The organism is Streptococcus oralis, from assembly GCF_015561235.1.
Taxonomy (GTDB): Bacteria; Bacillota; Bacilli; order Lactobacillales; family Streptococcaceae; genus Streptococcus; species Streptococcus oralis_BK.
The window spans coordinates 1,339,829-1,364,360 of the sequence record NZ_JADMTC010000001.1; the positions used below are offsets into that span (position 1 = coordinate 1,339,829).

24 protein-coding genes and 2 riboswitches are annotated in these 24,532 nt (G+C 41.5%); of the genes, 8 read left to right on the forward strand and 16 right to left on the reverse strand.

Annotated elements, in window-relative coordinates; all coding sequences use genetic code 11:
- Positions 1–9 precede the first annotated feature (9 nt).
- The 13 genes from I2H52_RS06890 to I2H52_RS06950 all read right to left on the reverse strand — a co-directional run bounded on the left by I2H52_RS06890 (position 10) and on the right by I2H52_RS06950 (position 13,579).
- Positions 10–1,527: a damage-inducible protein CinA gene (locus I2H52_RS06890; protein ID WP_195594827.1), complete on the reverse strand. Its 1,518-nt coding sequence runs from the start codon at positions 1,525–1,527 to the stop codon at positions 10–12.
- A gap of 35 nt (positions 1,528–1,562) precedes the next feature.
- Positions 1,563–1,706, reverse strand: a complete 144-nt coding sequence (locus I2H52_RS06895) for a hypothetical protein (RefSeq protein WP_193431989.1) — start codon at positions 1,704–1,706, stop codon at positions 1,563–1,565.
- 73 nt (positions 1,707–1,779) lie between these two features.
- Positions 1,780–3,312 carry a cardiolipin synthase gene (gene cls, locus I2H52_RS06900; protein WP_045617797.1) on the reverse strand — a complete coding sequence of 511 codons (1,533 nt, stop codon included), beginning with the start codon at positions 3,310–3,312 and terminating at the stop codon, positions 1,780–1,782.
- A gap of 284 nt (positions 3,313–3,596) precedes the next feature.
- Entirely contained in the window at positions 3,597–4,748 is a 1,152-nt protein-coding gene (locus tag I2H52_RS06905) for an iron-containing alcohol dehydrogenase (protein ID WP_195594829.1), read from the reverse strand.
- Between the two features lie 184 nt (positions 4,749–4,932).
- Positions 4,933–5,388 (reverse strand): SP_0198 family lipoprotein, encoded by a 456-nt coding sequence (locus I2H52_RS06910; protein WP_000853132.1) that lies wholly within the window; start codon positions 5,386–5,388, stop codon positions 4,933–4,935.
- Positions 5,389–5,478: 90 nt separating this feature from the next.
- Entirely contained in the window at positions 5,479–6,729 is a 1,251-nt protein-coding gene (locus tag I2H52_RS06915; protein ID WP_045617801.1) for a bifunctional folylpolyglutamate synthase/dihydrofolate synthase, read from the reverse strand.
- A 461-nt stretch (positions 6,730–7,190) separates the two neighbouring features.
- A complete protein-coding gene (locus I2H52_RS06920; protein ID WP_000017624.1) occupies positions 7,191–7,496 on the reverse strand; it encodes a DUF1292 domain-containing protein in 306 nt (101 codons plus the stop codon).
- A gap of 15 nt (positions 7,497–7,511) precedes the next feature.
- The gene (gene ruvX, locus I2H52_RS06925; RefSeq protein ID WP_002876031.1) at positions 7,512–7,931 is read right to left on the reverse strand and encodes a Holliday junction resolvase RuvX; all 420 of its coding nucleotides are present in this window, start codon (positions 7,929–7,931) and stop codon (positions 7,512–7,514) included.
- 3 nt (positions 7,932–7,934) lie between these two features.
- Complete coding sequence (locus I2H52_RS06930) at positions 7,935–8,201, reverse strand: IreB family regulatory phosphoprotein (RefSeq protein ID WP_000507059.1); 267 nt, start codon at positions 8,199–8,201, stop codon at positions 7,935–7,937.
- A gap of 86 nt (positions 8,202–8,287) precedes the next feature.
- Positions 8,288–8,857 (reverse strand): SP0191 family lipoprotein, encoded by a 570-nt coding sequence (locus tag I2H52_RS06935; RefSeq protein WP_045617803.1) that lies wholly within the window; start codon positions 8,855–8,857, stop codon positions 8,288–8,290.
- 66 nt (positions 8,858–8,923) lie between these two features.
- A complete protein-coding gene (spx, locus tag I2H52_RS06940; RefSeq protein WP_000591165.1) occupies positions 8,924–9,322 on the reverse strand; it encodes a transcriptional regulator Spx in 399 nt (132 codons plus the stop codon).
- A gap of 135 nt (positions 9,323–9,457) precedes the next feature.
- On the reverse strand, positions 9,458–12,118 hold the full coding sequence (gene mgtA / locus I2H52_RS06945; protein WP_195594830.1) for a magnesium-translocating P-type ATPase: 2,661 nt from the start codon (positions 12,116–12,118) through the stop codon (positions 9,458–9,460).
- A gap of 192 nt (positions 12,119–12,310) precedes the next feature.
- Positions 12,311–12,464: riboswitch (M-box (ykoK) riboswitch) on the reverse strand.
- Between the two features lie 53 nt (positions 12,465–12,517).
- On the reverse strand, positions 12,518–13,579 hold the full coding sequence (locus tag I2H52_RS06950) for a M24 family metallopeptidase (RefSeq protein WP_045617805.1): 1,062 nt from the start codon (positions 13,577–13,579) through the stop codon (positions 12,518–12,520).
- A 147-nt stretch (positions 13,580–13,726) separates the two neighbouring features.
- Between I2H52_RS06950 and I2H52_RS06955 the strand changes: the two genes are divergently transcribed.
- Positions 13,727–14,482, forward strand: coding sequence for a hypothetical protein (locus I2H52_RS06955; RefSeq protein WP_045617806.1), 756 nt, complete (start codon positions 13,727–13,729; stop codon positions 14,480–14,482).
- A gap of 36 nt (positions 14,483–14,518) precedes the next feature.
- Here the strand turns inward: I2H52_RS06955 and uvrA are convergent, their stop codons facing one another.
- Entirely contained in the window at positions 14,519–17,344 is a 2,826-nt protein-coding gene (gene uvrA / locus I2H52_RS06960) for an excinuclease ABC subunit UvrA (protein WP_045617807.1), read from the reverse strand.
- A gap of 136 nt (positions 17,345–17,480) precedes the next feature.
- Here uvrA and I2H52_RS06965 point away from each other — a divergent pair, with 136 nt between their 5' ends.
- From I2H52_RS06965 to I2H52_RS06985, 5 genes are all read left to right on the forward strand, one after another.
- Positions 17,481–18,425 carry a magnesium transporter CorA family protein gene (locus I2H52_RS06965; RefSeq protein WP_000815620.1) on the forward strand — a complete coding sequence of 315 codons (945 nt, stop codon included), beginning with the start codon at positions 17,481–17,483 and terminating at the stop codon, positions 18,423–18,425.
- An 11-nt stretch (positions 18,426–18,436) separates the two neighbouring features.
- Positions 18,437–19,114, forward strand: a complete 678-nt coding sequence (locus I2H52_RS06970) for a DUF1129 domain-containing protein (RefSeq protein WP_045617808.1) — start codon at positions 18,437–18,439, stop codon at positions 19,112–19,114.
- 15 nt (positions 19,115–19,129) lie between these two features.
- The gene (locus tag I2H52_RS06975; RefSeq protein ID WP_000331822.1) at positions 19,130–19,477 is read left to right on the forward strand and encodes a TfoX/Sxy family protein; all 348 of its coding nucleotides are present in this window, start codon (positions 19,130–19,132) and stop codon (positions 19,475–19,477) included.
- Positions 19,478–19,751: 274 nt separating this feature from the next.
- Entirely contained in the window at positions 19,752–20,786 is a 1,035-nt protein-coding gene (locus I2H52_RS06980) for a S66 family peptidase (protein WP_045617810.1), read from the forward strand.
- A gap of 105 nt (positions 20,787–20,891) precedes the next feature.
- Complete coding sequence (locus I2H52_RS06985; RefSeq protein WP_033585832.1) at positions 20,892–21,155, forward strand: SemiSWEET family transporter; 264 nt, start codon at positions 20,892–20,894, stop codon at positions 21,153–21,155.
- An 83-nt stretch (positions 21,156–21,238) separates the two neighbouring features.
- Here the strand turns inward: I2H52_RS06985 and I2H52_RS06990 are convergent, their stop codons facing one another.
- Both I2H52_RS06990 and ruvA read right to left on the reverse strand, forming a co-directional pair.
- Entirely contained in the window at positions 21,239–21,802 is a 564-nt protein-coding gene (locus I2H52_RS06990; RefSeq protein WP_033584807.1) for a DNA-3-methyladenine glycosylase I, read from the reverse strand.
- A 9-nt stretch (positions 21,803–21,811) separates the two neighbouring features.
- Positions 21,812–22,405: a Holliday junction branch migration protein RuvA gene (ruvA, locus tag I2H52_RS06995; RefSeq protein ID WP_033584805.1), complete on the reverse strand. Its 594-nt coding sequence runs from the start codon at positions 22,403–22,405 to the stop codon at positions 21,812–21,814.
- Positions 22,406–22,561: 156 nt separating this feature from the next.
- Positions 22,562–22,676: riboswitch (FMN riboswitch) on the forward strand.
- 133 nt (positions 22,677–22,809) lie between these two features.
- On the opposite strand from ruvA, the gene ribD reads away from it, so the two are divergent.
- Both ribD and ribE read left to right on the forward strand, forming a co-directional pair.
- The gene (ribD, locus tag I2H52_RS07000) at positions 22,810–23,910 is read left to right on the forward strand and encodes a bifunctional diaminohydroxyphosphoribosylaminopyrimidine deaminase/5-amino-6-(5-phosphoribosylamino)uracil reductase RibD (protein WP_045617813.1); all 1,101 of its coding nucleotides are present in this window, start codon (positions 22,810–22,812) and stop codon (positions 23,908–23,910) included.
- Positions 23,895–24,530 (forward strand): riboflavin synthase, encoded by a 636-nt coding sequence (gene ribE / locus I2H52_RS07005; RefSeq protein WP_061588592.1) that lies wholly within the window; start codon positions 23,895–23,897, stop codon positions 24,528–24,530. Before ribD ends, ribE begins: the two co-directional genes overlap by 16 nt.
- The last annotated feature ends 2 nt before the right edge of the window (positions 24,531–24,532 follow it).

Genomic DNA, 24,532 nt, shown 5'->3' on the forward strand with positions numbered 1-24,532 from the left:
GATTTTTTATTATTTAGATTTATAAAGTTTGAACTCGCTAGTATCTGTCTGAACAAGCTCATAGTTTTCACTGAGCCAGCTCTCTACATCTGACCACAAGGCAACTTTTTGATTGACCATAATCATCTTCGGTTCATTCTCTTTCAGGTCATTCATAAGCTTGGTTTTATTTTCGTCACTTGCAGTATAAAGTGTTGGCGTCACTAGAGAGGTCGGTGCCAAGCGTTCGCTTGTACGATAGAAATCTGGACGATTATCCCATGCATAGACACGATCTTCAGAACTCGTTTGTTGTTTGACTACGCTAGCAAGTCGCTCTCTCTCCTGATAAGTCACCGGGTGCGAAAGGTAGCGACTCGCGATAGGGAGAACGATGAGGTAGACAAGGGCAATCAGTGGTAGATAGAAATTTCTTTTGAGGAAAGAGGCTTTTTTCTCACGTCTTCTTCTACGACGACTGCCTCCATCAGAAACATTCTCTTTGATCCCTGTCAGAAGGAGCAAAGTCAAGAAAGGAAGGAGAGCAACGAGATGAGTACCGTTGACAGGTTCTTTTGAGAGAATCAAGATTCCCAAAGAAACCAACAAGCCCAAACTAGCAGCAATTGATAGGGAATACTGCTTGGCTGGTTTTGACTGGAACAAGCCAGAAAAGAGCAAAGTAAGGGAACCTAGCCCAATAGCAAGTAAGCCGTAGAAGGCTGCATTTTCAAGCAAATGCGCATTTGAAAAGAGGCTAAGAGTATTTACCGGATACAAGGTCTGGCTAATGGCATCCCCAAAACTACCTGTTAATACTGTATAGTAGCCCAAAGGATAGAATAAGAGCGAGAACCCTAAGGCTGACGCAAAAAATTGATATAAACCATGAACAAAGTGACCTTTTCCTAAGTTAAAGCCGATAATTCCCAAGGCTAGTGTAGCTGCAAATAAGGCTGTTGGGATTGGTGCAAGGAAGAAAGCGAGAGCAAGGCTCATCCCTACTCTTACAAATCCTTTGTCGTCATTTGGATAAGCCAAATAGTTCGTAACAATGCTCAATGAATAAAATAGGAAAGGCAAGGCTAGCAAGAGGGCATAGCCACCACCAAAAGCGAGGCTTGCCACTAACAAATAGAACACAAATACCAGCTTCTTGGCTTCTTCTGCTTGACTAGTAAGAGCATCTGCAGATTTAAAAAGAAAAACTCCTGCTCCAAACAAGGCCAACCACTCAACCAAAGCAAGCAGAATGCTTCCTAGAGAAAGATAGGTAAGCAGGTAATAGAGCAATCCATTCGTTCCAAAGTAATCTGTATACATTTGACCATTTTGATGCAAGGCCCAACCAGTATAAAGATCCTGAGTTTGTTGCGGACTGACTAAACCAAAAATAAGGGGGATAACCACAGAAATAGCTGTAGCCACTAAACTCCAAAGCAAGATACTAAAAAAGGGAATGGGAGCTCCTTCTCGCTTTCCTGGAACGGACCAGTCTTGATAATGAGATTCTCCTTGTTTCTCATCTATTTTCCCATATACATTCATTCAATTTCTCCTCTAAGTTTATCTGTTTTAGTATATCAAAATCTTACAGGAATGTCAGCTTGGGATTGATATTTGCTGAATTTCTTATTCAATAGCGCAAAGCGTTCGATTTCACGAAAACGGTGGAATCGACTGTCTCTATACTCTCTAATAAAATCGTCATCTTCTAGATTAAGCATGGTTTTCTCCTTTACCTATCTATTCGTAAGAAGACAAAAAAGATCCAGCCTTGGGCTAGATCTTGATGGATAGCTAGAGCATAGGTGCAAACAACTGGACAATTTCCTTGATCAGGCTTTGATACCAGCTAGTTTTGATGGTGTGGGGATAGATTTCTTGAGAAACTTTAAAAATCTCTTCGAAGTCCCTTTCAATATCGATGATAGACTGCGTTCTATAAAGCAAGACGGCATTTTCATAGTGGTGAAGCAAACTCCGATAGTCAAAATTGATGGTTCCCACAGTAGCTGCCTCTCCATCGACAAGCATTTGCTTGCTATGAAGGAATCCCGGGCTATACTCATAAATTCGAACCCCTGCAGATAACAAGTCTGAATAGGCTCCTCGAGTAACTAACTGAATAACCTTCTTATCTGGTATACACGGCGTCACAATTCGCACATCTACCCCTCTCAGAGCTGCATTTTTGATACTTTCTGTTAAATCATAGTCAGCAATCAGATAGGGAGTCGTGATGTAGACATAATCTGTAGCTTGATTGATAAGATTTTGATAGACCGTTTTCCCAACCTGAGATCGGTAGATGGGCTTTGGTCCACTACTATAGGGAATACAGAGCCCCATCCCATCTTTTGGTTGATTTTCGAGATGGTATTGGTCAAAGTCGCTAATTTCCCCACGGTTGATATACCAGGTTGACAAAAAGAGTCTAGTAAAAGCCTTAACCGCTGATCCATCTAGGCGAATACCGCTATCCTTCCAATAACCAAAGCGTTCGATATGGTTGATATACTCATCTGCCAGATTGACACCACCTGTATAGGCAATTTGACCATCGATAATCATGATTTTACGGTGGTCACGGTTGTTATAGGCGACGGTTAAGCGCGGAATCACCTTGTTAAATTTATGGGCTTCAATCCCTCGACCGCGAAGATGAATGGTATAATCACCAGGCAAGGTTGCCATACAACCAATATCATCATAAAGGAGCTTCACTTCTACCCCTTGAGCCGCCTTTTCTTCCAAAATCTCTAAAATACTATTCCACATCAAGCCTTCTTCGATGATATAGTATTCGAGAAAGATAAATTTCTCGGCTTTTTTGAGATCCTCTAGCATCTGGCGCCACATGCTTTCCCCTGAAGGGAAAAAATGGGTATCCGTTCGATTATAGACATCGGCATTCGTGTCCATGCTGAGGAGAGATTTGATAACCCCGTAAGCCGACTTATCTTGTTCCTTTAACTCCAAACGGAGAGCTCTGCTATTATCCTCTCGGCGAACCATTGATTGGAGCTGCTTTAGTTGCTTCATTTCTTTTTTAGATAAACGGCGTTCTCCAAACATGATATAGAGCAAGGGACCAAATACTGGAACAAAGGCTACTAACAGCCAAGTTACCTTGCTTTCAGGATTCATAGAACGATTGACAATCGATACAATGGTCGCCATACTCATCAAAATAACTAGGATAATCCAGAGAATTGGAGCCATCTGACCTAAATAGAGAAACAAACCAAAGACGATAAACAACTCCGCCAACATGATGGTAATACTAAATCCATACTTGGACATGAGTAGCTGCATTTTTCTAGCCGTCATACATCCCCTTCCTTTTCTAACATTCTCCTTAACTGCTTGATAAACTAATGTTTCTACTAGTATACCTCAGTTCAGGGCTAGATGGCAACCTTTTACCTTTTTCTATTCAAACTATTCCAAGAGCTGCAAGATTCTTAAACTACATCTTCACTATACGAAGCGCTGTTCATTTTTTATATTTTTAACTAGGATATTAAGAGGCCTAAAAAGAACTACCAAAATGATAGTTCTTTCCAATATTATTTATATTTTTGGGAATACGTTGCTTCCACTCTACTTGATCTTTAGAATAGTTCTTTATAAAGAGCAATGGTTTCTTCCAAAGTCGGCATAAATGGATTGCCTGGTGCACAGGCATCAATCAAGGCATTCTTAGAAAGGTAGTCAAAATCGAAGTCTTTTTCTTGGATACCGAGTTCAGTGAGCTTCTTCGGAATGCCTACCGTTTCAGAGAGTTTCTCAATTTCAGCAATAGCATAGTCAGCACATTCTTGGTCTGTTTTCCCTTCCACATGGAGTCCCAAGGCCTTGGCCACATTACGAAAAGCTTCTGGTACACGTTTGGCATTTTCACGCTCTACAACTGGGAGCAGCATGGCACAGCAGACACCATGTGGCAAATTATATACCGCACCGAGTTGGTGAGCCATAGAATGAACATAACCCAAACCAGCATTGTTAAAGCTCATACCACCGAGGAAGATGGCATTGACCATCGCCTCACGCGCTTCAATATCTTGGCCATTTGCCACAGCACGAGGGAGGTACTCCTTGATGAGTTCGATAGCTCCGATAGAGAGTTTCTTGGTCACATTATAAGCACCTGGTGTTACCAAGGCTTCGACAGCGTGAGTAAGAGCATCCATACCTGTCGCCGCTGTCAATCCTTTCGGTTTTGATACCATAAGTTCTGGATCATTGACAGAGATCTGAGCAAGGCTGTTCTTATCTACCATTACCATCTTGACCTTGCGTTCTTCGTCAGTAATAACATAGTTAATGGTGATTTCTGCAGAAGTTCCAGCTGTTGTATTGATTGCAACCACTGGCAAGCCTTTTTTAGCAGACTTGTGAAGGCCTTCGTAGTCCTGTGGTTTTCCACCATTTGTAGCGATGATAGAGATACAACTAGCCGCATCCTGAGGAGATCCTCCTCCAAGACTGATGATGAAGTCACATCCATGCTCTTTCAGGGCAGCCACTCCATCTGTGACATTCTTGCAAGTCGGATTTGGCTCCACATCGCTAAAAATCACATATTCGACCCCTTCAGCATCTAATGGTTTTAGGACCTTAGGTAAAATATCACTGCCTTCGATGAACTTATCTGTCACCAAAAGGGCCTTCTTATACCCCAATTCCTTGATATACGGACCTACTTCATTTACAACACCTTTACCGATAAGGTTAACTGCCGGAACGTAAAATGTAGCCATATGCTTTTCCTCCTGCGCCTCTGCGCTAATTGATTATTTACTATAAGTATACGACCTTATAAGAAGTTTTACAAACATTTGTAAGCGTTTTAAGTAAAAAGTTAGTAAAGAACACCCAACCCTTTTTTCAAGAAAAAAGCTCCAAAAAGATAGCTTTCATCTCATTGGAACTTTTACTTAATCATTATTGCTTAGTTAATACCTCTCGGTCAGATGCCTCTCGGTCCATATCATCGATAATCAATTGATTACCATTAACCGTGTAAATTTTGACATCATCACCGATAATGACACGTTGATTTTCTGGCTCAAAGCTGACTTGCTTGATTTCCTTATCTCCATCTGGCTCGACCTCAGTCCATGTACCAGTTTTACCTGTTACAACAAGAGTGATTTGGTCATTCTCATCCTTTCCAGTATAGGTACCATCGATATTCGTAGGTTGAGCTACAGTAGTGTCCTGACTTGAGGATGCCTGCGGTTGACTAGCACTTGTCGTAGCGCTAGAAGATGATTCTTGTTGAGTAGATGATTGCTGAGCAGATTGCTGGGTAGGGGCTTGTGCCTTAGGTCCACAAGCTGCTAAAAGACTAAGAATTGCTAGGGAAGCAATAGAAAGTGTGAATGTTTTCGTTTTCATAGCGATTTCCTTTCTTTTGTGCCAATGTTTTGCTGGAATCGTTTCCAGATATACCTCCTACCTACAGTATAGCAACATAAACCTATAAGGTCAACTAATCTCATCGCTTCCAACCAAACTCCCTCGGACTTCCGAGATAAAGTAGAGGGATCCCGTCACGAAAAGCAAGTCCTGGTCATTGGCCTTATCTTCAAATTCTCTGATAAAGTCGCCATAGGAAGGAATCAAATCGTAACCCGCCACATCCTTTTCATCCAGAGAGCCTTTGTAGTCAAAGCCTGTTACCTTAAGTTCCACCTGAGGCAACTGCTCCGTTAGATAACCTAGCATCCCTTGATAATCCTTACGTTTAAGGGCGCCAAAAAGGACATGAACCTGGTATCCTTGCCGAATTTTCCCTTGGATAAACTCGACCAGACGAGTCAAGGCTGGAAGATTGTGAGCCCCGTCTAGGTAGATATGCGGACGAATCCGTTCCAATCGACCTGCCCAGTGAGTTTCTTGCAAGGCCTGTCTCACAAGCTCTTCTTCAACTTTTTCCTCTCTTGACGCCATAAACAGAAGAAAGGTTTGTAAGGCCAGGGAGGCATTTTCTTGCTGATAAGCACCTTCCAAACCGATTTCAAGCTGTGAAAAGTTTGCTAGCTTACTTGAAAAATCCCCAGCATTCAAGGTGAAGTCTCGCCCAGCTTGATAAAGTTCAACAGCTAACTCTTTTGCTCTTTTTTGACAGACAAGCTCCGCTTCTGGAGTAAGCTTGGCAATGACCGCCTGCTTGCCAGCCTTGAAAATACCAGCTTTCTGCTTGGCTATTTCCTCCAGGCTATCGCCCAAGGTCTCCTGATGATCTAGCCCAATCGAAGTAATAACTGCAATCTCTCCTGTTACGACATTAGTGGTATCAAGCAAACCACCAATCCCCACTTCTAGCAGAACCAGATCCACTCCCTGCTCTTTAAAGTAAAGCAAAGCAATCAGAGTCAGTAATTCAAAAAAGGACAACTGGTCATGGGTTCGCAAAAGCGTCTTTTCCATCTCATTGACTTGGTTAGCTATACGGACAAAGTCTTCCTCCGCGATCGGCTGTCCATTAATACAGATTCGATCATGGATGCTGATGATATGAGGAGAGGTAAAAGTACCAACTTTTTTACCATGAGAAACAAACAACTCCCTCATGAAGGCAATAGTTGACCCTTTACCATTAGTCCCTGTTACGTGTATAATAGGATAAGTCTTCTCAGGATTCCCCAGCAAATCCACTGCTCGCTGCATTCGTCCAAGTCCAGATCTAAAGTTTAAACCAATCCGACTATGCAGCCATTCTTCTACTTCAAACATACATGTCTCCTTAACAAAAGTCCAATCAACTACCGCATCAAAGTATGATTACAAATAAAAAACGAGGTCGGAACTAAAATCCCGACCTCTTACCTGGTTAGCTAATCACTAGCTACTATGAATTTCAACGTGAGCTAAAAACGTCCCCCAGACTTACTTACGGTCTTTATTTTTAGCGTAAGGGTAAAAATGTTCCTAGAACTTACCAGTTCTCTCTTATTTAAAGGAACTGGGCTAAAAACATCCACTGGATGTTCCTGCTTTTTCTTATTTCTAGAAGCAGGGGTAAAAACGTCCCCCGGATGTTCCAACTCTTCCCAATTTCTGGGAGTTGGGCTAAACACGTCCACTGGATGTTCCTGCTTTTTCTTATTTCTAGAAGCAGGGGTAAAAACGTCCCCCGGATGTTCCAACTCTCTCCAATTTCTGGGAGTTGGGGTAAAAACGTCCCCCGGACGTTTTTACTCCTCCATAAAGCTGTTGAAGACTTCTTCAATCATGTTCCATTCGTCTTCTGAGTCTTCTGGAATTGGTTGCAATTCGCCTTCTGTTCCGTCTTCATTTTCGATGAATGAGTAAGCTTGGATTTCAACTTCACCATTTTCATCTTCTTCTGCATTAACTGGCACTAGCAGAACATAGTTTTTACCAAATTCTTCTTTTCCATCAATGGTCAAAAGGATTTCAAATAAAGTTTCATTTCCTTGCTCATCAACAAGTGTAATCAATTCACGTTCTTCGTGGTCGTGGTTGTGATCGTGTGACATAGTTTCTCCTCTGTCTTAAAATTTTCTATCTAAATAATTTTGCAAAATCAGCTGAGCAGCCAACTTATCAATAACTTTCTTGCGCTTATTGCGACTGATATCTGCTTGTTCAATCAACATACGCTCCGCAGCGACCGTTGTCAAACGCTCATCCTGATAGTCTACTGGCAAACCAAAGAGTTCTTCTAGCTTGGCACCATAGGCTTGACTGGCTTCTACTCGCGGACCGCTGGTATTGTTCATGTTCTTTGGCAAACCTACTACAAAGCGTTCCACCTTATAGCTGTCAACCAATTCCTTGATCCGGTCAAAACCAAACTGGCCCTGATCCTCATTAATCTGGATGATTTCAAGTCCTTGAGCGGTAAAGCCTAGTGGATCACTAATAGCCACGCCCACTGTTTTTGAACCGACGTCCAATCCCATAATTCTCATAGATTATAGATCGACTCCTTGTCCTTTAAGGTAGTAGCGTACCAATTCTTCAACAATTTCATCACGCTCATACTTACGGATTTGATTTCGTGCATTGTTATAACGAGGAACGTAGGCAGGGTCTCCACTCAATACATAACCGACGATCTGGTTAATCGGATTGTAGCCCTTGTCATTCAAAGAAGCATAAACATCTGTCAACGTTTCGCTAATTTCTTTCTTATTGGAATCATCCAATTTAAACCGTACAGTTTCTTCAGTAAATCCCATTCTAACACCCTCTTTCCTTAGAATAGTACTATTATAGCACATTCCCTGACGTTCTACAAATAAGTTAGTCTATTAATTTGGATTTTCTATTGTTCTGTCGCCCCATTTGCCACTCTATCTGCAATATATTGGCTAGGTTCGTTTTTTAAGAGATTTTCAAGACCGATATTTTTTAAATATTCTATCTGATATGCCTTTTTGACATCCAATACTTGAAAATCATAAGTCGTTGTAGTCTGGATTTCTGTCTCGCTGAGTAGCTTTGTTTCCAGTGTAAATCCTGCTAGTTTGCGTGCCTCTTGGATGGTCTCATCCTTCTCTTCAGCTTCTTGAAGCGCTTTTTGCGTCTCCTCTAAGCCATTTTCAGAGATAAAGTTCTTGAGTTCATCCCCAACAGGTCGTTTTTGCTGGATGGTTAAGGTTAAAAACTGATTGCCTTTATAAGTAATCGTTTGAGTCTGTTGCGTCCCATTTTCCGACTTTGGCATCAGCAGTGTCTTAGTGATAACCGTATTCTTTTCAGCATTGTCCAAAACGGGAAGGTTTGATTGGATGGGGTCAGATGCTGTTGTAGAAGCAGCAGAGGTTTCCTTTTTTTGCCCACATCCTGCAAGCAAAAAGAGGAGAGCAAAACTAGCAATTAGTAACTTTTTCATAATCCCTCACATGATTTTGAAATAAAAGAGAAAACAAGGCCAGGAGTCACTCCCAGCCTTGATGTTTTATAGAGCTGCACGTAGACGTGCTTCTGCATTTTCTACATTACGGACAGAGCGTGGCAAGAAGGCACGGATATCATCTTCTTTATAGCCGACTTGCAGGCGCTTCTCATCAACGAGAATCGGACTCTTTAAGATCCGTGGTGTTTCCATGATTAAGTTGAGCACTTCATTGACACTCAAATCTTCAATGTCAACTCCAAGAGCTTTAGCGTAGCGGTTTTTCGATGAAACGATACTGGCAATTCCATTATCGGTTTTCGTGAGAATGTCTAATAACTCTTCTCTCGTAATTCCTTCTTTACCAAGATTTTGTTCTTTATAACTTAACTGGTGGGCATTGAGCCAAGTTTTCGCTTTTTTACAGCTAGTACAACTTGAGACTGTATAAATTTTGATCATGTACCTACCCCTTTCGCTACATGTTACTATCAGTTTAGTCTATTATACCATAAAAAACATCCGACTTGGGACCTATTTTTAAAAAAATTTAACTTTTTTAGCGATTTTCGTGCTTTTTTCTTGACAAATCACAAACTATAGCCATCCCTTGTACTTCTTAATGTAAAATTTCTTAATAACTGTGACACTAAACATATACAAGAAAATAATACAGATTAAGAACAAGAAGTAAGGCAGTCCCAATGGAGCTAAACGAAGGATATGTACTAGCGGTCCATAAGGTAGACTGGTTACAAAAAAGGCAGCAACTAAAGTCATCAAAATCACAAGCCAAGCTGGTCTGCTCTGTACAAAAGGAACTTTTGCTGTACGAAGCATGTGGATGACCATTGTTTGAGACCACATAGATTCGATGAACCATCCTGTTTGGAAAAAGATAATAAACTGAAGGGCTGATTCAGACCCATGAACATAATCATGTCCTGTCATCAATGGAACAATGATAAAGTAAAGGAAGATAAAAGTCAAAATATCAAAGATAGATGAGATAGGCCCCATCCAAACCATAAATCGGGTAATGGATTTTGCTTCCCATGTATGGGGTTGTTTTAGGAAGTCTTGATCCACATTATCAAACGGCAAGGCCACACAAGATAAATCGTAAACTAAGTTTAGGACAATTAGATGAACAGGAGACATTGGTAGAAATGGCAAGAAGATACTTGCAACTAGAAGAGAGAATATATTCCCAAAGTTTGAACTAACTGTCATCTTAATGTACTTGGTCATATTAGCATAGACTTTTCGTCCTTCAACCAGCCCTTTTTCAAGCACCATCAAATCCTTATCTAGCAAAATGACATCAGCAGTCTCTTTGGCAATATCTACTGCAGTATCAACGGAAATGCCAACATCTGCCACCTTCATAGATGGAGCATCGTTAATACCATCTCCCATATAACCAACACCATGACCATTTCTTTTTAGCTGTAGAATGATGCGAGCTTTTTGGTCAGGAGACAATTTAGCAAATACTGTTACACTTTCAACCACTTCTGCCAACTGCTCATCTGACATTTGGTCGATATCTACCCCTAAAAGGATGTGTTCAATGTCCAAACCAACTTTCTCACAGATGGCTTGCGTTACTTTTTCATTATCCCCAGTTAAAATTTTAGTTTTAACACCATGTTCAAGTAAAGCCTTGACTGCAGGTGCCGCTGAAGGTTTTGGTGGATCCAAGAAGGCAAGATAACCGGTCAGGATCATATCCTTTTCATCTTTGACTGTATAACTATAGCCTTCTTGTATATCCGTCTTATAGCCAATCCCTAAGACACGTAGCCCTTGTTTATTTAATTGTCCGACTTCTGCTAAGATTTCTGCACGAATGGCATCCGTCAAAGGAGTTATTTCGCCATGATACTCTACACGAGATGAAATCGTGAGCATTTCTTCTAAGGCTCCCTTGGTCACCATACTAACAGTCCCCTCATCATCTTTTACAATGACGCTCATCCGTCTACGTCCAAAGTCAAAGGGAAGTTCATCAATTTTTTGAAATGTTTGATCTAGATTTTGTAGAAGGCTGTGTTCTTTCGCTTCTTTTTCTGTCCGTTTGATAATAGCTCGGTCCATCAGATTCTTTAAACCTGTTTGGAAATAAGAATTTAGATAAGCTCTACGTAAGACAGTAAGGTCCAAATCTCCATGGATATCCAAAGGATATTCCAACACAATCTCGTCCTGAGTTAAAGTCCCTGTTTTATCTGTACATAAAATATCGATGGCACCTAAGTCCTGTATGGCATTGAGTTTTTTAATCACAACCTTTTCTTTAGCCATGATGATAGAACCTTTTGCTAGACTAGCTGTAATGATCATCGGCAACATTTCTGGTGTAAGACCCACACCAACACTAAGTGCAAAGACGCCTGCTTCCAACCAGTCACCGTCTGTCAAACCATTGGCGAAAAATACAATGGGAACCATGACCAGCATTAATCGAATGAGCAACCATGAAACGGTGTTCATTTCACGTTCAAAAGAAGTTGGTTCATCATAGGTATTCAGAGTCTGTTCGATAGCTCCCATCATAGTATGATCACCAACTGCCAAAACCATCGCTTTTGCACTACCAGATATGACATTTGTTCCCATAAAAGCGAGGGATTCAGATTCTAGCAAACTATCCAATGAGGGTTGTTGCACTTTTTCTAAAGCAATTTTTTCGACCGCATCACTTTCTCCAGTCAAACCTGACTGTTGGACAAAAAAGTCGCGTGATTCAAATAAGACGACATCTGCAGGAATCATGTCCCCTGCACTTAATTTCACAATATCTCCTACCACCAAATCATCAATCGGTAATTCTTGCACTTGACCTTCCCGAATAACCGTTGCAGTGTTGACAATCAATTTTGAAAGGTTGGTTGTTGCCTTATCACTTCGCAACTCTTGGACAAAACGGATACCTCCTGAAATCAAAATTAAGACAACGATAATGATAGATGTCGTTGGATCTTCTTGACCAGGTTTGGCAAGCCAGACGTTTGTAACGAGAGAAATGAAGGCAATCACAAGCAAAATTATTGTGAATGGATTGATGATAGACTCGTAAATCTTTTTAATGATTGAATCCTCTTGACCCTTAGTGATAGTATTTTCGCCATAAAGATCACGGTTTTCTTCAACTTGTTCTTGGGCCAGTCCATCTAGACTTGTATGATAAAAAGCGAGACTATCTTTTAATGATGTTTGAATAGCTGTTGCTAATCTTTCTTTTGTAGTTTTCATTGGTTTCTCCTATCTGTATGAATGATGTGTTTCATACACAGAGACCAATCACTTTATGAGGGCAGAACGACACAAATCAGCGATTGGCTGTGTATGTGCGGTTCTGGATGATCGTCAATTTGCATCGTCTGTCTCCTTTCCTTGTTCTAAAACAGTAGAAAATCCCACCATAAAATGGTAGGACTAAAAACTCATTATCTGTTTTCGTTCAAGCTTTAACTCCATAGGGCAATGTAATGAGCTTAGTCTTGACCTTCGCGACCAGGACTGTTGACCAACGAGTAGTGTCTCCACTGCTTTGCGGTAGTCATCCGTATCCCTATGGTAGCCTCACCTACCGTTTTCGCCTATCAGTATAAACCTTTCAATAGTAAAAGTCAATGATTTATCTCATTTTTCTTAGATAACAATTAATTCTTTCGGAGCAAGGGTCAATAATTCGCAACCTGTATCTGTAATCAAGATATCATCCTCGATACGCACCCCGTATTTTCCATCCAGATAGATGCCCGGCTCATCGGTCAAGACCATGCCAGCCTTGATTGGCTCTTCTGACTTGCCAAAGTAAGGAATTTCATGGATATCCAGACCAATCCCATGTCCAATCCCGTGGCTGAAGTAAGGACCGTAGCCTGCATCGTTGATAATTTGACGAGGAATCCTGTCAAAATCAATTCGACTGAGACCAGCCTTGGCTGCATCTATGAGGGCTTGATTGCTGCGCAGGACAACATCATAAATCTCCCGCTCTTCATCTGTCACCTGCCCCACATGAACTGTCCGCGTCATATCGCTGACATAGTGGTTGTAGTAGCAACCAAAGTCCATGGTCAGGGTTTCACCCTTTTGAATGACCTTGTCACTAGCCACGCCATGTGGCATAGCAGAGCGGTAGCCCGAAGCGATGATGAAGTCAAAAGAGGCACCTGAAGCACCTAGCTGGCGCATACGGGCATCTAAAAAGTTCATAACGGCTAGCTCAGTCGTCTCACCGGGCTTGATAAAATCAAGTACATCTAGGAAGGCTTGATCCGAAATCTGGCAGGCCCTGCGAATGGTGGCGATTTCTTGCTCATCCTTGATCATCCGCAGATTTTCGATAAAGCCTGTCATCGGCACCAACTCATGACCAGCAAACACACTTTCCAGCATCTTGAAGTAAGCATAGGAAATCTCGTCATCAAAGCCAATTTTTTCCAGCTTGTCGTCTGCAACGATTTTGGCAATTTCACCAACCGCATCTCGCGTTTCAACAATATCAAAGCCCTCAACCACTCCTTTAGCAATCAGGGTATAGCGCGCATCCGTCAGGAAAATTCGGCGCTTTTTACTGATGAAAACCGTCGCTTCTGTCCCGCTGAAACCAGTCAGATAGTAAATATTCTTCAGATTGGTTACTAAGACAGCATCGCATTCTGTCTGAGCCAATGCTGCTTCAAATTTTTCAACTCTTGATAACATGAGAAAACCTCCGTAAAATGATTTAATTTATTATAGCAAAAAAATACCGAAAATAATACAATCTATATAGCTAGGATTAGATAAAATTGACATTTGAAAGCGCTTAATGTATAATTTCTGTTAAACAAGAAAGAACGAGGTATCGATATGAATAAAACAGAATTGCTGTTACAAAGACTAGATGAGATTGGTCAGTCTCTAAAAGATTCGAACCAAGCACTAGCTTTGCTGGCACTTGGTTCTTGCGGAACAGAAAGAGAACGATTGGATCAGTACTCAGATTTAGACTTCTTTGTTATTGTAAAAGATGGCTACAAGCAGACCTATATCCAAGACCTAACCTGGTTAAGTAAGCTAGAACCAATTGCATTTCACTACCAAAATACAGTGGACGGACATAAAGTTCTATTTGAAGATGATGTTTTTTGTGAATTTGCTGTCTTTGAAGCTCACGAACTAGTAAACATTCCCTTCTCTGAAGGCAAGATTATCTGGAAGGAGGTCGGTTTTGATGAAACAATCTGTCAGCCACAAAGACTGCCATCAAAAGAAAACAGAGACCGTGAATGGCTGTTGGGAGAAATTTTATGTAATCTATATTTAGGGCTAAGTCGCTATCAGCGAGGCGAAAAATTAGCTGCTTATGATTTAATACAAAACAGATCCGTCAAGCTTTGGGCTGAACTAATCAGTTTGGAAACAACTTCTAAATCTAATTTTATAGATATCTTTAATACCAACAGACGATTTGAAGAAGGTTATCCAAAGGAAGCCAAGCAATTGCCTCACTTTTTGCAAGGTTACGAACGCATTTCTGAGTCTGCTCAAGCACTCCTAGAATATCTGGATAAACACTATTCTCTTAACCCATTTATAAAAGAAAAAATTCGTGATTTATTATAAAAAAGACTCTGCCTGAAAAGCAGAGCCTTTTAAATCTTATCTTAACTTTCCTTTCAAATACTGCCCTGTGTAGCTGGCTTCGTTGGCCGCTACTTCTTCTGGAGTTCCTGTTGCAATGATGGTTCCACCACCGACACCGCCCTCAGGTCCCAAGTCGATGATATGGTCTGCAGTCTTGATCACATCTAGATTGTGCTCGATGACGAGAACTGTATTGCCATCGTCTACAAAACGTGCTAAAACCTTGAGCAGACGGGCGATGTCCTCCGTATGAAGTCCTGTAGTCGGCTCATCCAGAATATAGAAGGACTTACCTGTCGAGCGTTTGTGGAGTTCACTAGCCAACTTCATACGCTGGGCTTCTCCCCCTGAAAGGGTTGTAGCTGGTTGTCCTAAGGTCACATAGCCCAGCCCTACATCCTTGATAGTCTGAAGTTTTCGTTGAATCTTGGGAATGTGTTGAAAAAATTCGACTGCGTCATTAACCGTCATGTCCAAAACCTGCGAGATATTTTTTTCCTTGTAGTGAACTTCTAAGGTTTCACTGTTGTAGCGTGTTCCATGACAGACTTCACAAGCCACGTAAACATCTGGCAAGAAGTGCATTTCAATCTTGATAATCCCGTCACCTGAGCAGGCTTCACAGCGGCCACCCTTGACGTTGAAACTGAAACGGCCCTTTTTGTAGCCTCGTATCTTAGCTTCATTTGTCTGGGCAAAGAGGTCACGTATATCGTCAAAAACTCCCGTATAGGTAGCAGGGTTAGATCTTGGAGTCCGTCCGATAGGGCTCTGGTCAATGTCAATCAAGCGGTCTACATGCTCAATCCCTGTGATAGTTTTAAACTTACCAGGCTTGTCTGAATTGCGATTGAGCTTCTGGGCAATGGCTTTTTTGAGGATGCTGTTGATTAAGGTCGACTTCCCTGAACCTGACACCCCTGTCACTGCGATGAATTTTCCTAATGGGAAGCGAGCGGTAATATTTTTCAAGTTGTTCTCACGCGCTCCTGTCACTTCGATAAAGCGACCATTTCCAGCACGGCGCTCTTCTGGTACTGGAATGGCACGTTTACCTGACAAGTACTGGCCTGTAATAGACTTACTGTTACGGGCCACCTGCTTGGGTGTTCCTGCAGCAACAATCTCTCCACCAAAAACACCGGCACCCGGACCAACGTCAATCAGGTAATCCGCCTCGCGCATGGTATCTTCATCGTGTTCCACCACGATGAGAGTATTGCCCAAGTCACGCATCTTTTTCAGACTAGCAATCAGGCGGTCATTATCCCTCTGGTGGAGACCGATGGACGGCTCATCCAGGATATATAGGACACCTGATAGGTTGGACCCAATCTGGGTTGCTAAGCGAATACGCTGGCTCTCCCCGCCTGAAAGGGTTCCTGCCGAACGAGATAGGGTCAGATAGTTGAGCCCAACGTTATTGAGGAAGGTCAAACGGTCCTTAATTTCCTTGAGAATGGGACGAGCAATGATGGCTTCGTTTTCAGCAAGAGTCAACTGGCTGACCAACTCCAAATGGTCTGCGATAGACAAGTCTGATATTTCACCGATATGCGGCCCTTGCTCACCTCCCACACGTACAGACAAGGCCTGGTCATTGAGACGATAACCGTGACAAGTCCCGCAAGTCAACTCATTCATGTAAAGACGCATCTGGGTGCGAGTGTAATCACTATTAGTCTCGTGGTAGCGACGCTTAATATTATTGACAACTCCCTCAAAAGGAATGTCGATATCGCGCACACCACCAAATTCATTTTCATAATGGAAATGGAATTCCCTGCCATCTGAGCCGTAAAGAATCAAGTTCTTATCTTCTTCTGACAAGTCTTCAAAAGGCTTATCCATATCTACTCCAAAGGCTGTCATGGCCTGCTCTAGCATGTTTGGATAGTAGTTAGATGAGATAGGATTCCAAGGTGCCAAGGCTCCCTCACGCAAAGTTTTGCTGGCGTCTGGCACTACCAAATCAGTATCCACTTCTAGCTTGATACCCAAACCGTCACACTCACTACAAGAGCCGAAAGGAGCATTGAAAGAGAAGAGACGAGGCTCTAACTCTGGAACAGTAAATCCACAAACTGGACAGGCATAATGCTCAGAGAAGAGCAACTCAGAATCGTCCATAGTGTCGATAATGACATAACCTTCTGCGATACGAAGGGCAGCCTCAATGGAATCAAAGAGACGGCTACGAATGCCCTCCTTAATGACAATACGGTCTACCACGACATCGATATTGTGTTGCTTGCTCTTCGACAACTCTGGCACTTCGGTCACATCATAAACTTCCCCATCCACACGGACGCGGACATAACCGTCTTTCTGAATCTTTTCAATGACGCTCTTGTGTTGCCCTTTTTTCTTACGAATGACAGGAGCTAAGATTTGCAGACGTTGGCGTTCTGGCAATTCCAAAACCTTATCCACAATTTGCTCCACAGAAGAAGCCTTGATAGCCCCATGCCCGTTGATACAGTATGGCGTCCCCACACGTGCGTAGAGGAGACGCAAATAATCATTGATTTCAGTCGTCGTTCCAACGGTCGAGCGCGGGTTTTTGCTAGTCGTTTTTTGGTCGATGGAAATAGCTGGGCTGAGGCCATCAATGGCATCTACATCTGGTTTTTCCATGTTGCCCAAAAATTGACGGGCATAAGCAGATAGACTCTCCACATAGCGACGTTGACCTTCAGCATAGAGGGTATCAAAGGCCAGACTGGATTTCCCTGAACCTGACAAGCCCGTTACGACGACCAGCTTGTCTCTTGGAATCTCCACATCGATATTTTTTAAGTTATGGGCACGCGCCCCATGAATCACAATTTTATCTTGCATCTTTGATCTTTCTAGTCCATTATTGCTTTCCATTATACCAAAAAATGTGAAATTCTATTACCCAAAAAGCTGTTTTTATAGTATAATAGTACGGTGCAAAAAATGAATTACTGAATAGTAGGAAAGGATAGAGGATATGAAACAAGTTTTTCTCTCAACAACAACTGAATTTAAAGAGATCGACACGCTCGAACCGGGTACTTGGATCAACCTCGTCAATCCTACACAAAATGAATCGTTGGAAATCGCTAACGCCTTCGACATTGACATTGCAGACCTTCGAGCACCGCTCGATGCGGAAGAAATGTCCCGTATTACCATCGAAGACGAGTATACTTTGATCATCGTGGACGTTCCCATCACAGAGGAAAGAAACAATCGTACCTACTACGTTACGATTCCGCTGGGGATTATCATCACCGAGGAAACCATTATCACCACCTGCTTGGAATCCCTCCCCGTTCTCGATGTCTTTATCAACCGTAGACTGCGCAACTTCTACACCTTTATGCGTTCACGCTTTATCTTCCAGATTCTCTACCGAAATGCAGAGCTCTACCTTACGGCCCTCCGTTCAATCGACCGTAAGAGTGAACAGATCGAAAGTCAACTTCACAAATCTACTCGAAACGAAGAACTGATCGAGCTCATGGAATTGGAAAAGACCATCGTCTATTTCAAGGCCTCACTTAAGACGAACGAGCGCGTGATTAAGAAATTGACCAGCGCAACCAGCAATATCAAGAAATACCTAGAAGACGAAGACCTACTCGAAGATACCCTGATTGAAACCCAACAGGCCATTGAGATGGCAGATATCTATGGAAACGTCCTTCACTCTATGACAGAGACCTTTGCCTCTATCATTTCCAACAACCAGAACAACATCATGAAGACTCTGGCTCTCGTGACCATCGTTATGTCTGTCCCAACCATGATCTTTTCAGCCTACGGGATGAACTTTAAGGATAATGAAATCCCTCTGAACGGCGAGCCTCACGCCTTCTGGTTAATCGTCTTTATCGCTTTTGCTATGAGTGTTTCACTCACTCTCTATCTCATCCATAAAAAATGGTTCTAAGAGGAATCCCTATGTCTCAGATTGATTTACAAAAACTAACCAAAAAAAACCAAGAGTTTATCCATATTGCTACCCAGCAATTTATCAAAGATGGCAAAACAGATGCTGAAATCAAGGCTGTTTTTGAGGAAGTTATTCCTAAAATCCTTGAGGAGCAAACCAAAGGAACGACAGCTCGTTCCCTCTACGGCGCTCCAACTCACTGGGCTCATAGCTTTACAGTTAAGGAACAGTACGAAAAAGAGCATCCAAAAGAAAATGATGATCCAAAACTCATGATTATGGACTCAGCCCTTTTTATCACCAGTCTCTTTGCACTGGTTAGCGCTCTGACCAACTTTTTCTCTACAGACCAGGCTATTGGCTATGGTTTGATTACCCTCTTGTTGGTTGGACTTGTCGGAGGGGTGGCCTTCTACTTGATGTACTACTTTGTCTACCAGTATTATGGACCAGACACAGATCGTAGCCAGCGCCCTCCTTTCTGGAAATCAATCCTCGTCATCCTCGCTGCTATGCTTCTCTGGTTGGCTGTCTTCTTCGCAACAAGCTTCCTACCAGCCAACCTCAATCCAATCCTTGCTCCACTGCCTTTGGCTATCCTGGGAGCAGCCCTTCTCGCCCTTCGCTTCTATCTCAAGAAACGTTTCAATATCCGAAGTGCAAGCGCGGGCCCATCACGTTATTAAGAAAAGTGAAAAGCTATGGCATATAGTCAATCCTTAGCTCAGCAGATTCGAAAAATCCTAGCACTCAAACTTCCTCCCCAAATTTTCGAAGAAGAGCTAGAAGAAAAGAAGCTGTTTGGTGGTCTTGCCTTTATGATTCGTGGGAAAATGGTCCTTACAGTCAGTTCCAGAAAGGACGAGCTGGTTATGGTGAGAATTGGCAAAGAAATAGAAAAGCAAGTTCTACCCCGAACAGGAGCTCATACTACATTGATGAGAGGGAGGCCTTATCATGGCTATATAGACCTAGATATCGAAGGTCAAAAAGAACTTCCTTACTGGATTGATTTAGCTCTCTCCTATAATCAAGAGTTGACCAAGTAACTCATATCTAGTGAGATTAGAGATTAGAAAAACGAAAAGCAACTGCACAGGCGGTTGCTTTTTCACTTGCTTTCTTGATATCCGACAGAACTTCTGAGTCTCATTCTTATAGTTTTCTCTCATCTTTTGTGATAAAATAGGCTCATACTCAATGAAAATCAAAGAGCAAACTAGGAAGCTAGCCGCAGGCTGTACTTGAGTACGGCAAGGCAAAGCTGACGTGGTTTGAATTTGATTTTCGAAGAGTATCAATCTATTTCTAGGAGGATGAGATATGACTTCTACTATTGGTATTGTTAGTTTGTCTAGTGGTGTTATCGGAGAGGATTTTGTCAAACACGAAGTCGATTTGGGTCTCCAGCGTCTCAAGGATCTGGGACTCAATCCTATCTTTTTGCCTCATTCGCAAAAAGGATTAGACTTTATCAAGGACCATCCTGAGGCGCGTGCAGAGGATTTGATGCAGGCCTTTTCGGACGATAGCATCGACATGATCCTCTGCGCCATCGGTGGAGATGATACCTATCGCTTGCTACCTTATCTTTTTGAAAATGACCAACTACAAAAAGTTATCAAACAAAAGATTTTTCTTGGTTTCTCGGATACTACTATGAACCACCTTATGTTGCATAAACTAGGAATCAAGACTTTTTATGGACAATCCTTTCTAGCAGACATTTGTGAATTGGACAAGGAGATGTTATCCTATAGCCTTCACTACTTTAAAGAACTGATCGAGACTGGGAGAATCTCAGAAATCCGCCCTAGCAACCTTTGGTATGAAGAACGAACTGACTTTAGTCCCAAGGCTCTGGGAACAGCTCGTATCAGTCATGTAAATACAGGCTTTGACTTGTTACAAGGAAATGCTCAGTTTGAGGGAGAAATCCTCGGTGGTTGTCTTGAGTCCCTCTATGATATCTTTGACAATTCTCGATACGCAGACAGCACGGAGCTCTGCCAAAAATACAAACTCTTCCCTGACTTATCCGACTGGGAAGGAAAGATCCTCTTGCTAGAAACAAGTGAAGAAAAGCCTGAACCGGAAGACTTCAAAAGAATGTTACAGGCTTTGAAAGAAACTGGGGTATTTGAGGTCATCAGTGGACTCTTGGTCGGGAAACCTATGGATGAAACCTTCTATGACGACTATAAGGAGGCACTAATGGACATCATTGATAGCAATATCCCGATTGTCTATAATCTAAACGTTGGGCACGCCACACCAAGAGCTATTGTGCCCTTTGGCGTCTATGCTTATGTGGATGCAAAAGAGCAAGTCATTCGCTTTGACTATAACGAAAAATAAACAATTTCTCCATTTTTGTGCTTTTGTATTGATTTTCGTTACAATTTGTGTCTGAATTTATTGCATTTCGCTAATTTCTATGATATCTTTTTAAAGGAGGTATATATGACAAAACAAAAAATTAATCGAATTGTCGGTTCAATCGGGGCCTTTATTGGAATTATTGTATTTATCGCCTACATCCCACAAATTTTTGCCAATTTACAAGGCAACAAAGCTCAACCATTCCAGCCTTTATCCGCAGCAGTATCTTGTTTAATTTGGGTTATTTATGGATGGACAAAAGAACCTAAGAAGGATTGGATACTAATCATTCCAAATTCAGCTGGTGTTATTTTAGGTGGAATCACTTTTTTGACTTCACTTTAACAAATCTAATAGTATGTATAAAAAGCTGAGAGGAATTTCTCAGCTTTTTTATATATTCTCAGATAATTAAACGCCTGCACTCACTAATTTCCGTTTTTCCACTCACAATCATTCTCATGGTCATCAACCAGACCTGCAGCCTGAAGAAAAGATAAAACGGCAATTGGGCCTGTGAACTTGAAACCTTGTTTTTTTAGATCTTTAGCTAATTTTTCAGACAAGGCTGTTTTAGCAGGTGCTAGGTGATAGTCAGGAACATCATTCACGATCGTTTTCCCCTCAACAAAAGACCAAAGATAGGCATCAAAAGAGCCATATTCTGTCTGTAATCGTAGAAAGGCTTGGGCGTTAGCGCGTGTAGCAAAAATCTTGGCTCTATTTCGGATGATGGCTGGATTATCCAGCAAGTTTTCCAATTCGGTGTCGGTCATCTCTGCGACCGCTTGAATTTGATAGCCATGAAAGGCTTCTCGGAAAGCTTGGCGTTTGTTGAGCACCGTTTCCCAAGACAGGCCTGCCTGATAGGTTTCCATACACAACAACTCAAACAATGCTTGGTCATCATGGAGGGGCTGCCCCCACTCCTGGTCGTGGTAGGCGATGTAGAGCGGATTGGTCATCTTAACCCACGAACAGCGTTTTGTCATATTATTCTCCTATTTCACCAACATTTTAAGGGCCGACTTGATATAGTTCTCTGCTGTATCCGTCGTCCCTTCAAAGAATTTCTTGATTTTCTTAAGCTCGGTCGCCTTGTAGCCCAGTGCCAACATGGCTTCCATGGCTTCTTCCAGTTCTTGGTTTTCAATGCTTGCTTGCACTGCCACCTTAGCAGGAAGGTCATCACTAGCCACAACTACCTTGCCTTCCAAGTCCAGCACCATCTGCTGGGCTGTTTTCTTGCCAATTTTAGGAAACTTGGTCAAGTAGGTGATGTTCTTGCTTTCGATGGCTTGAACCAAGCCAACATTGTCATCAGCAGCGATAATAGCAAGAGCTGACACAGGCCCAATCCCAGATACCGAAATCAGACTGAGAAAGAGCTTTTTCTCATCTTCTGAGCGAAATCCATAAAGTAGATGGGCGTCCTCACGCACAACCTGATGCACATAAATTTGAGATTCTTGATTGACCTGTCCCGAGTAAGCATAGGGATTGGCTACATGCAGGATATAACCGATACCGTTGGTTTCAAGAACAATGTATTTGGCAGTAATTTTGGTAATGATTCCTTTTAAATATTCGTACATAGTTTTCCTTTTCTCTTATTTCGTTTATCTAGTATATCATATTTTCTTTATCCGAGGAGTGAGAATCGACTATCACAAATACAGTATATCAAAAATAATTTATGCTTATCTATTGACATATTGAAAATTAAGTACTATAATCATTTGTAATTGAATAACTATCTTCAGGGCAGGGTGCAATTCCCTACCGGTGGTATAGCCCACGAGCCGAAAGGCATGATTTGGTGAAATTCCAAAGCCGACAGTATAGTCTGGATGAAAGAAGATAAAAGTATATTTGTGCTTTTTGCGTGCTCTGAAATGATTACTTGTCATTTCAGAGCATTTTTGTTAATCGCATAAGTTTTCTTTTGTATGCCTTGAATAGTCCCCTATTCAAGGTATTTTTTTTTGGAGGTAGTGAGATGAGCGACTCAAAATATATGAAATTAGCAATAAAATTGGCACAAAAAGGAGCTGGTTACGTCAATCCCAATCCTATGGTTGGCGCAGTTATTGTAAAAGATAATCACATTATCGGACAAGGTTATCATGAGTTTTTTGGTGGCCCACATGCTGAGAGAAATGCTCTAAAAAACTGTAGAGAATCCCCTGTCGGAGCGACGCTTTATGTAACACTTGAACCCTGTTGTCACTTCGGGAAAACACCTCCTTGTATAGACGCTATAATCGATAGTGGTATTACAAGAGTAGTCATTGGAAGCCTAGACTGTAACCCTATTGTATCTGGAAAAGGAGTAAAGATACTTGAGGAAAATAATCTTCAAGTTACTGTTGGAGTTTTAGAAAATGAGTGTCTTAACTTAATAAAAAGTTTTAGAAAGTATATTACCCAGCATGTACCCTATGTTTTTATGAAATATGCAATGACAATGGATGGAAAAATAGCCACTAAAACAAATCAATCCAAATGGATTACTGGAGAAGAGGCAAGAAAGCATGTACATCAGTTACGACACCATGTTAGTGCGATTATGGTGGGAGTCAATACTGTTATTCAAGACGATCCTTTGCTGACATGTAGATTGGAGGAAGGGAAAAATCCTATCCGTATCATATGCGATACACATTTACGAACTCCTCTTACCTCTAAAATCGTAAAAACAGCAAATGATATTAAAACTTACATTGCCACTTCCTCTGAAGACAAAAATAAAATGAAGCTATATCAAAATCATGGCTGTGAAATACTTTCCATAAAGAAAAAAGGCAATCATATAGACTTATCAAGTTTAATGCAACATCTAGGAAACATGCAGATTGATAGCCTACTTCTGGAAGGGGGCAGTCTAATGAATTGGAGTGCTTTAGAACAACAAATTGTTGATGAGCTGAAAATATATATTGCACCAAAAATTTTTGGAGGCAATGCCAAGTTTCCTGTCGGAGGTGAAGGTATTTCTTTGCCAAATGACGCTATTAGCTTGAAACCTTATGCTTTTTCTCAAATAGGAGATGACTATCTCATAGAAAGTGAAGTGATTTATCCATGTTCACAGGAATAATTGAAGAAATCGGAAAAGTTGAAAGAATACAGAAAGACTCTCGTAATTGCAAACTATCAATTAAAGCCTCAAAAGTATTAACGGATATCCATTTAGGCGATAGTATAGCAGTAAATGGTATCTGTCTTACAGTTACTCATTTCAATCATCAATCCTTTACAGTTGATGTAATGAATGAAACATGGAGCCGAACAGCTCTTACACTATTAAAACATGGAAGTGAGGTAAATCTAGAAAGAGCCTTATCTGTCAACAGTCGACTTGGAGGTCACGTCGTTACAGGACACATTGATGGTACAGGAAAAATCTCGTCAATAAAAAAAGATGATAATGCTGTATGGTATCAAATCAACACACAAAAAGAAATTTTAGATTTAATAGTTGAAAAAGGATCTATTACAATTGACGGCATTAGTCTGACTGTCGCTAAAGTCTCCAAACTAAACTTTTCAGTATCTGTTATCCCTCATACTTTGGAACAAACTATTCTTAAGAGTAAACAAGTCGGATGTACAGTAAATCTTGAAAATGATATATTAGGTAAATATGTGCAAAAACTAATGGATAACTCTCCGAAGTCAGAGATATCTAAGGAACTATTATACCAAAATGGATTTTAGCA

Bases quoted from the DNA above. Each gene is read 5' to 3' on its own strand.
- I2H52_RS06930 (WP_000507059.1), bottom strand. From the start codon at position 8,201: ATGGGATTTACTGAAGAAACTGTACGGTTTAAATTGGATGATTCCAAT.
- I2H52_RS06895 (WP_193431989.1), bottom strand. From the start codon at position 1,706: ATGCTTAATCTAGAAGATGACGATTTTATTAGAGAGTATAGAGACAGT.
- I2H52_RS06890 (WP_195594827.1), bottom strand. From the start codon at position 1,527: ATGAATGTATATGGGAAAATAGATGAGAAACAAGGAGAATCTCATTAT.
- mgtA (WP_195594830.1), bottom strand. From the start codon at position 12,118: ATGAAAACTACAAAAGAAAGATTAGCAACAGCTATTCAAACATCATTA.
- I2H52_RS06975 (WP_000331822.1), top strand. From the start codon at position 19,130: ATGGCATATAGTCAATCCTTAGCTCAGCAGATTCGAAAAATCCTAGCA.
- uvrA (WP_045617807.1), bottom strand. From the start codon at position 17,344: ATGCAAGATAAAATTGTGATTCATGGGGCGCGTGCCCATAACTTAAAA.
- I2H52_RS06970 (WP_045617808.1), top strand. From the start codon at position 18,437: ATGTCTCAGATTGATTTACAAAAACTAACCAAAAAAAACCAAGAGTTT.
- ruvX (WP_002876031.1), bottom strand. From the start codon at position 7,931: ATGAGAATTATGGGATTGGACGTCGGTTCAAAAACAGTGGGCGTGGCT.
- I2H52_RS06910 (WP_000853132.1), bottom strand. From the start codon at position 5,388: ATGAAAACGAAAACATTCACACTTTCTATTGCTTCCCTAGCAATTCTT.
- I2H52_RS06955 (WP_045617806.1), top strand. From the start codon at position 13,727: ATGAATAAAACAGAATTGCTGTTACAAAGACTAGATGAGATTGGTCAG.
- I2H52_RS06965 (WP_000815620.1), top strand. From the start codon at position 17,481: ATGAAACAAGTTTTTCTCTCAACAACAACTGAATTTAAAGAGATCGAC.
- I2H52_RS06905 (WP_195594829.1), bottom strand. From the start codon at position 4,748: ATGGCTACATTTTACGTTCCGGCAGTTAACCTTATCGGTAAAGGTGTT.
- ribD (WP_045617813.1), top strand. From the start codon at position 22,810: ATGAGCGACTCAAAATATATGAAATTAGCAATAAAATTGGCACAAAAA.
- I2H52_RS06950 (WP_045617805.1), bottom strand. From the start codon at position 13,579: ATGTTATCAAGAGTTGAAAAATTTGAAGCAGCATTGGCTCAGACAGAA.
- spx (WP_000591165.1), bottom strand. From the start codon at position 9,322: ATGATCAAAATTTATACAGTCTCAAGTTGTACTAGCTGTAAAAAAGCG.
- ribE (WP_061588592.1), top strand. From the start codon at position 23,895: ATGTTCACAGGAATAATTGAAGAAATCGGAAAAGTTGAAAGAATACAG.
- I2H52_RS06915 (WP_045617801.1), bottom strand. From the start codon at position 6,729: ATGTTTGAAGTAGAAGAATGGCTGCATAGTCGGATTGGTTTAAACTTT.
- I2H52_RS06985 (WP_033585832.1), top strand. From the start codon at position 20,892: ATGACAAAACAAAAAATTAATCGAATTGTCGGTTCAATCGGGGCCTTT.
- ruvA (WP_033584805.1), bottom strand. From the start codon at position 22,405: ATGTACGAATATTTAAAAGGAATCATTACCAAAATTACTGCCAAATAC.
- I2H52_RS06980 (WP_045617810.1), top strand. From the start codon at position 19,752: ATGACTTCTACTATTGGTATTGTTAGTTTGTCTAGTGGTGTTATCGGA.
- I2H52_RS06935 (WP_045617803.1), bottom strand. From the start codon at position 8,857: ATGAAAAAGTTACTAATTGCTAGTTTTGCTCTCCTCTTTTTGCTTGCA.
- cls (WP_045617797.1), bottom strand. From the start codon at position 3,312: ATGACGGCTAGAAAAATGCAGCTACTCATGTCCAAGTATGGATTTAGT.
- I2H52_RS06920 (WP_000017624.1), bottom strand. From the start codon at position 7,496: ATGTCACACGATCACAACCACGACCACGAAGAACGTGAATTGATTACA.
- I2H52_RS06990 (WP_033584807.1), bottom strand. From the start codon at position 21,802: ATGACAAAACGCTGTTCGTGGGTTAAGATGACCAATCCGCTCTACATC.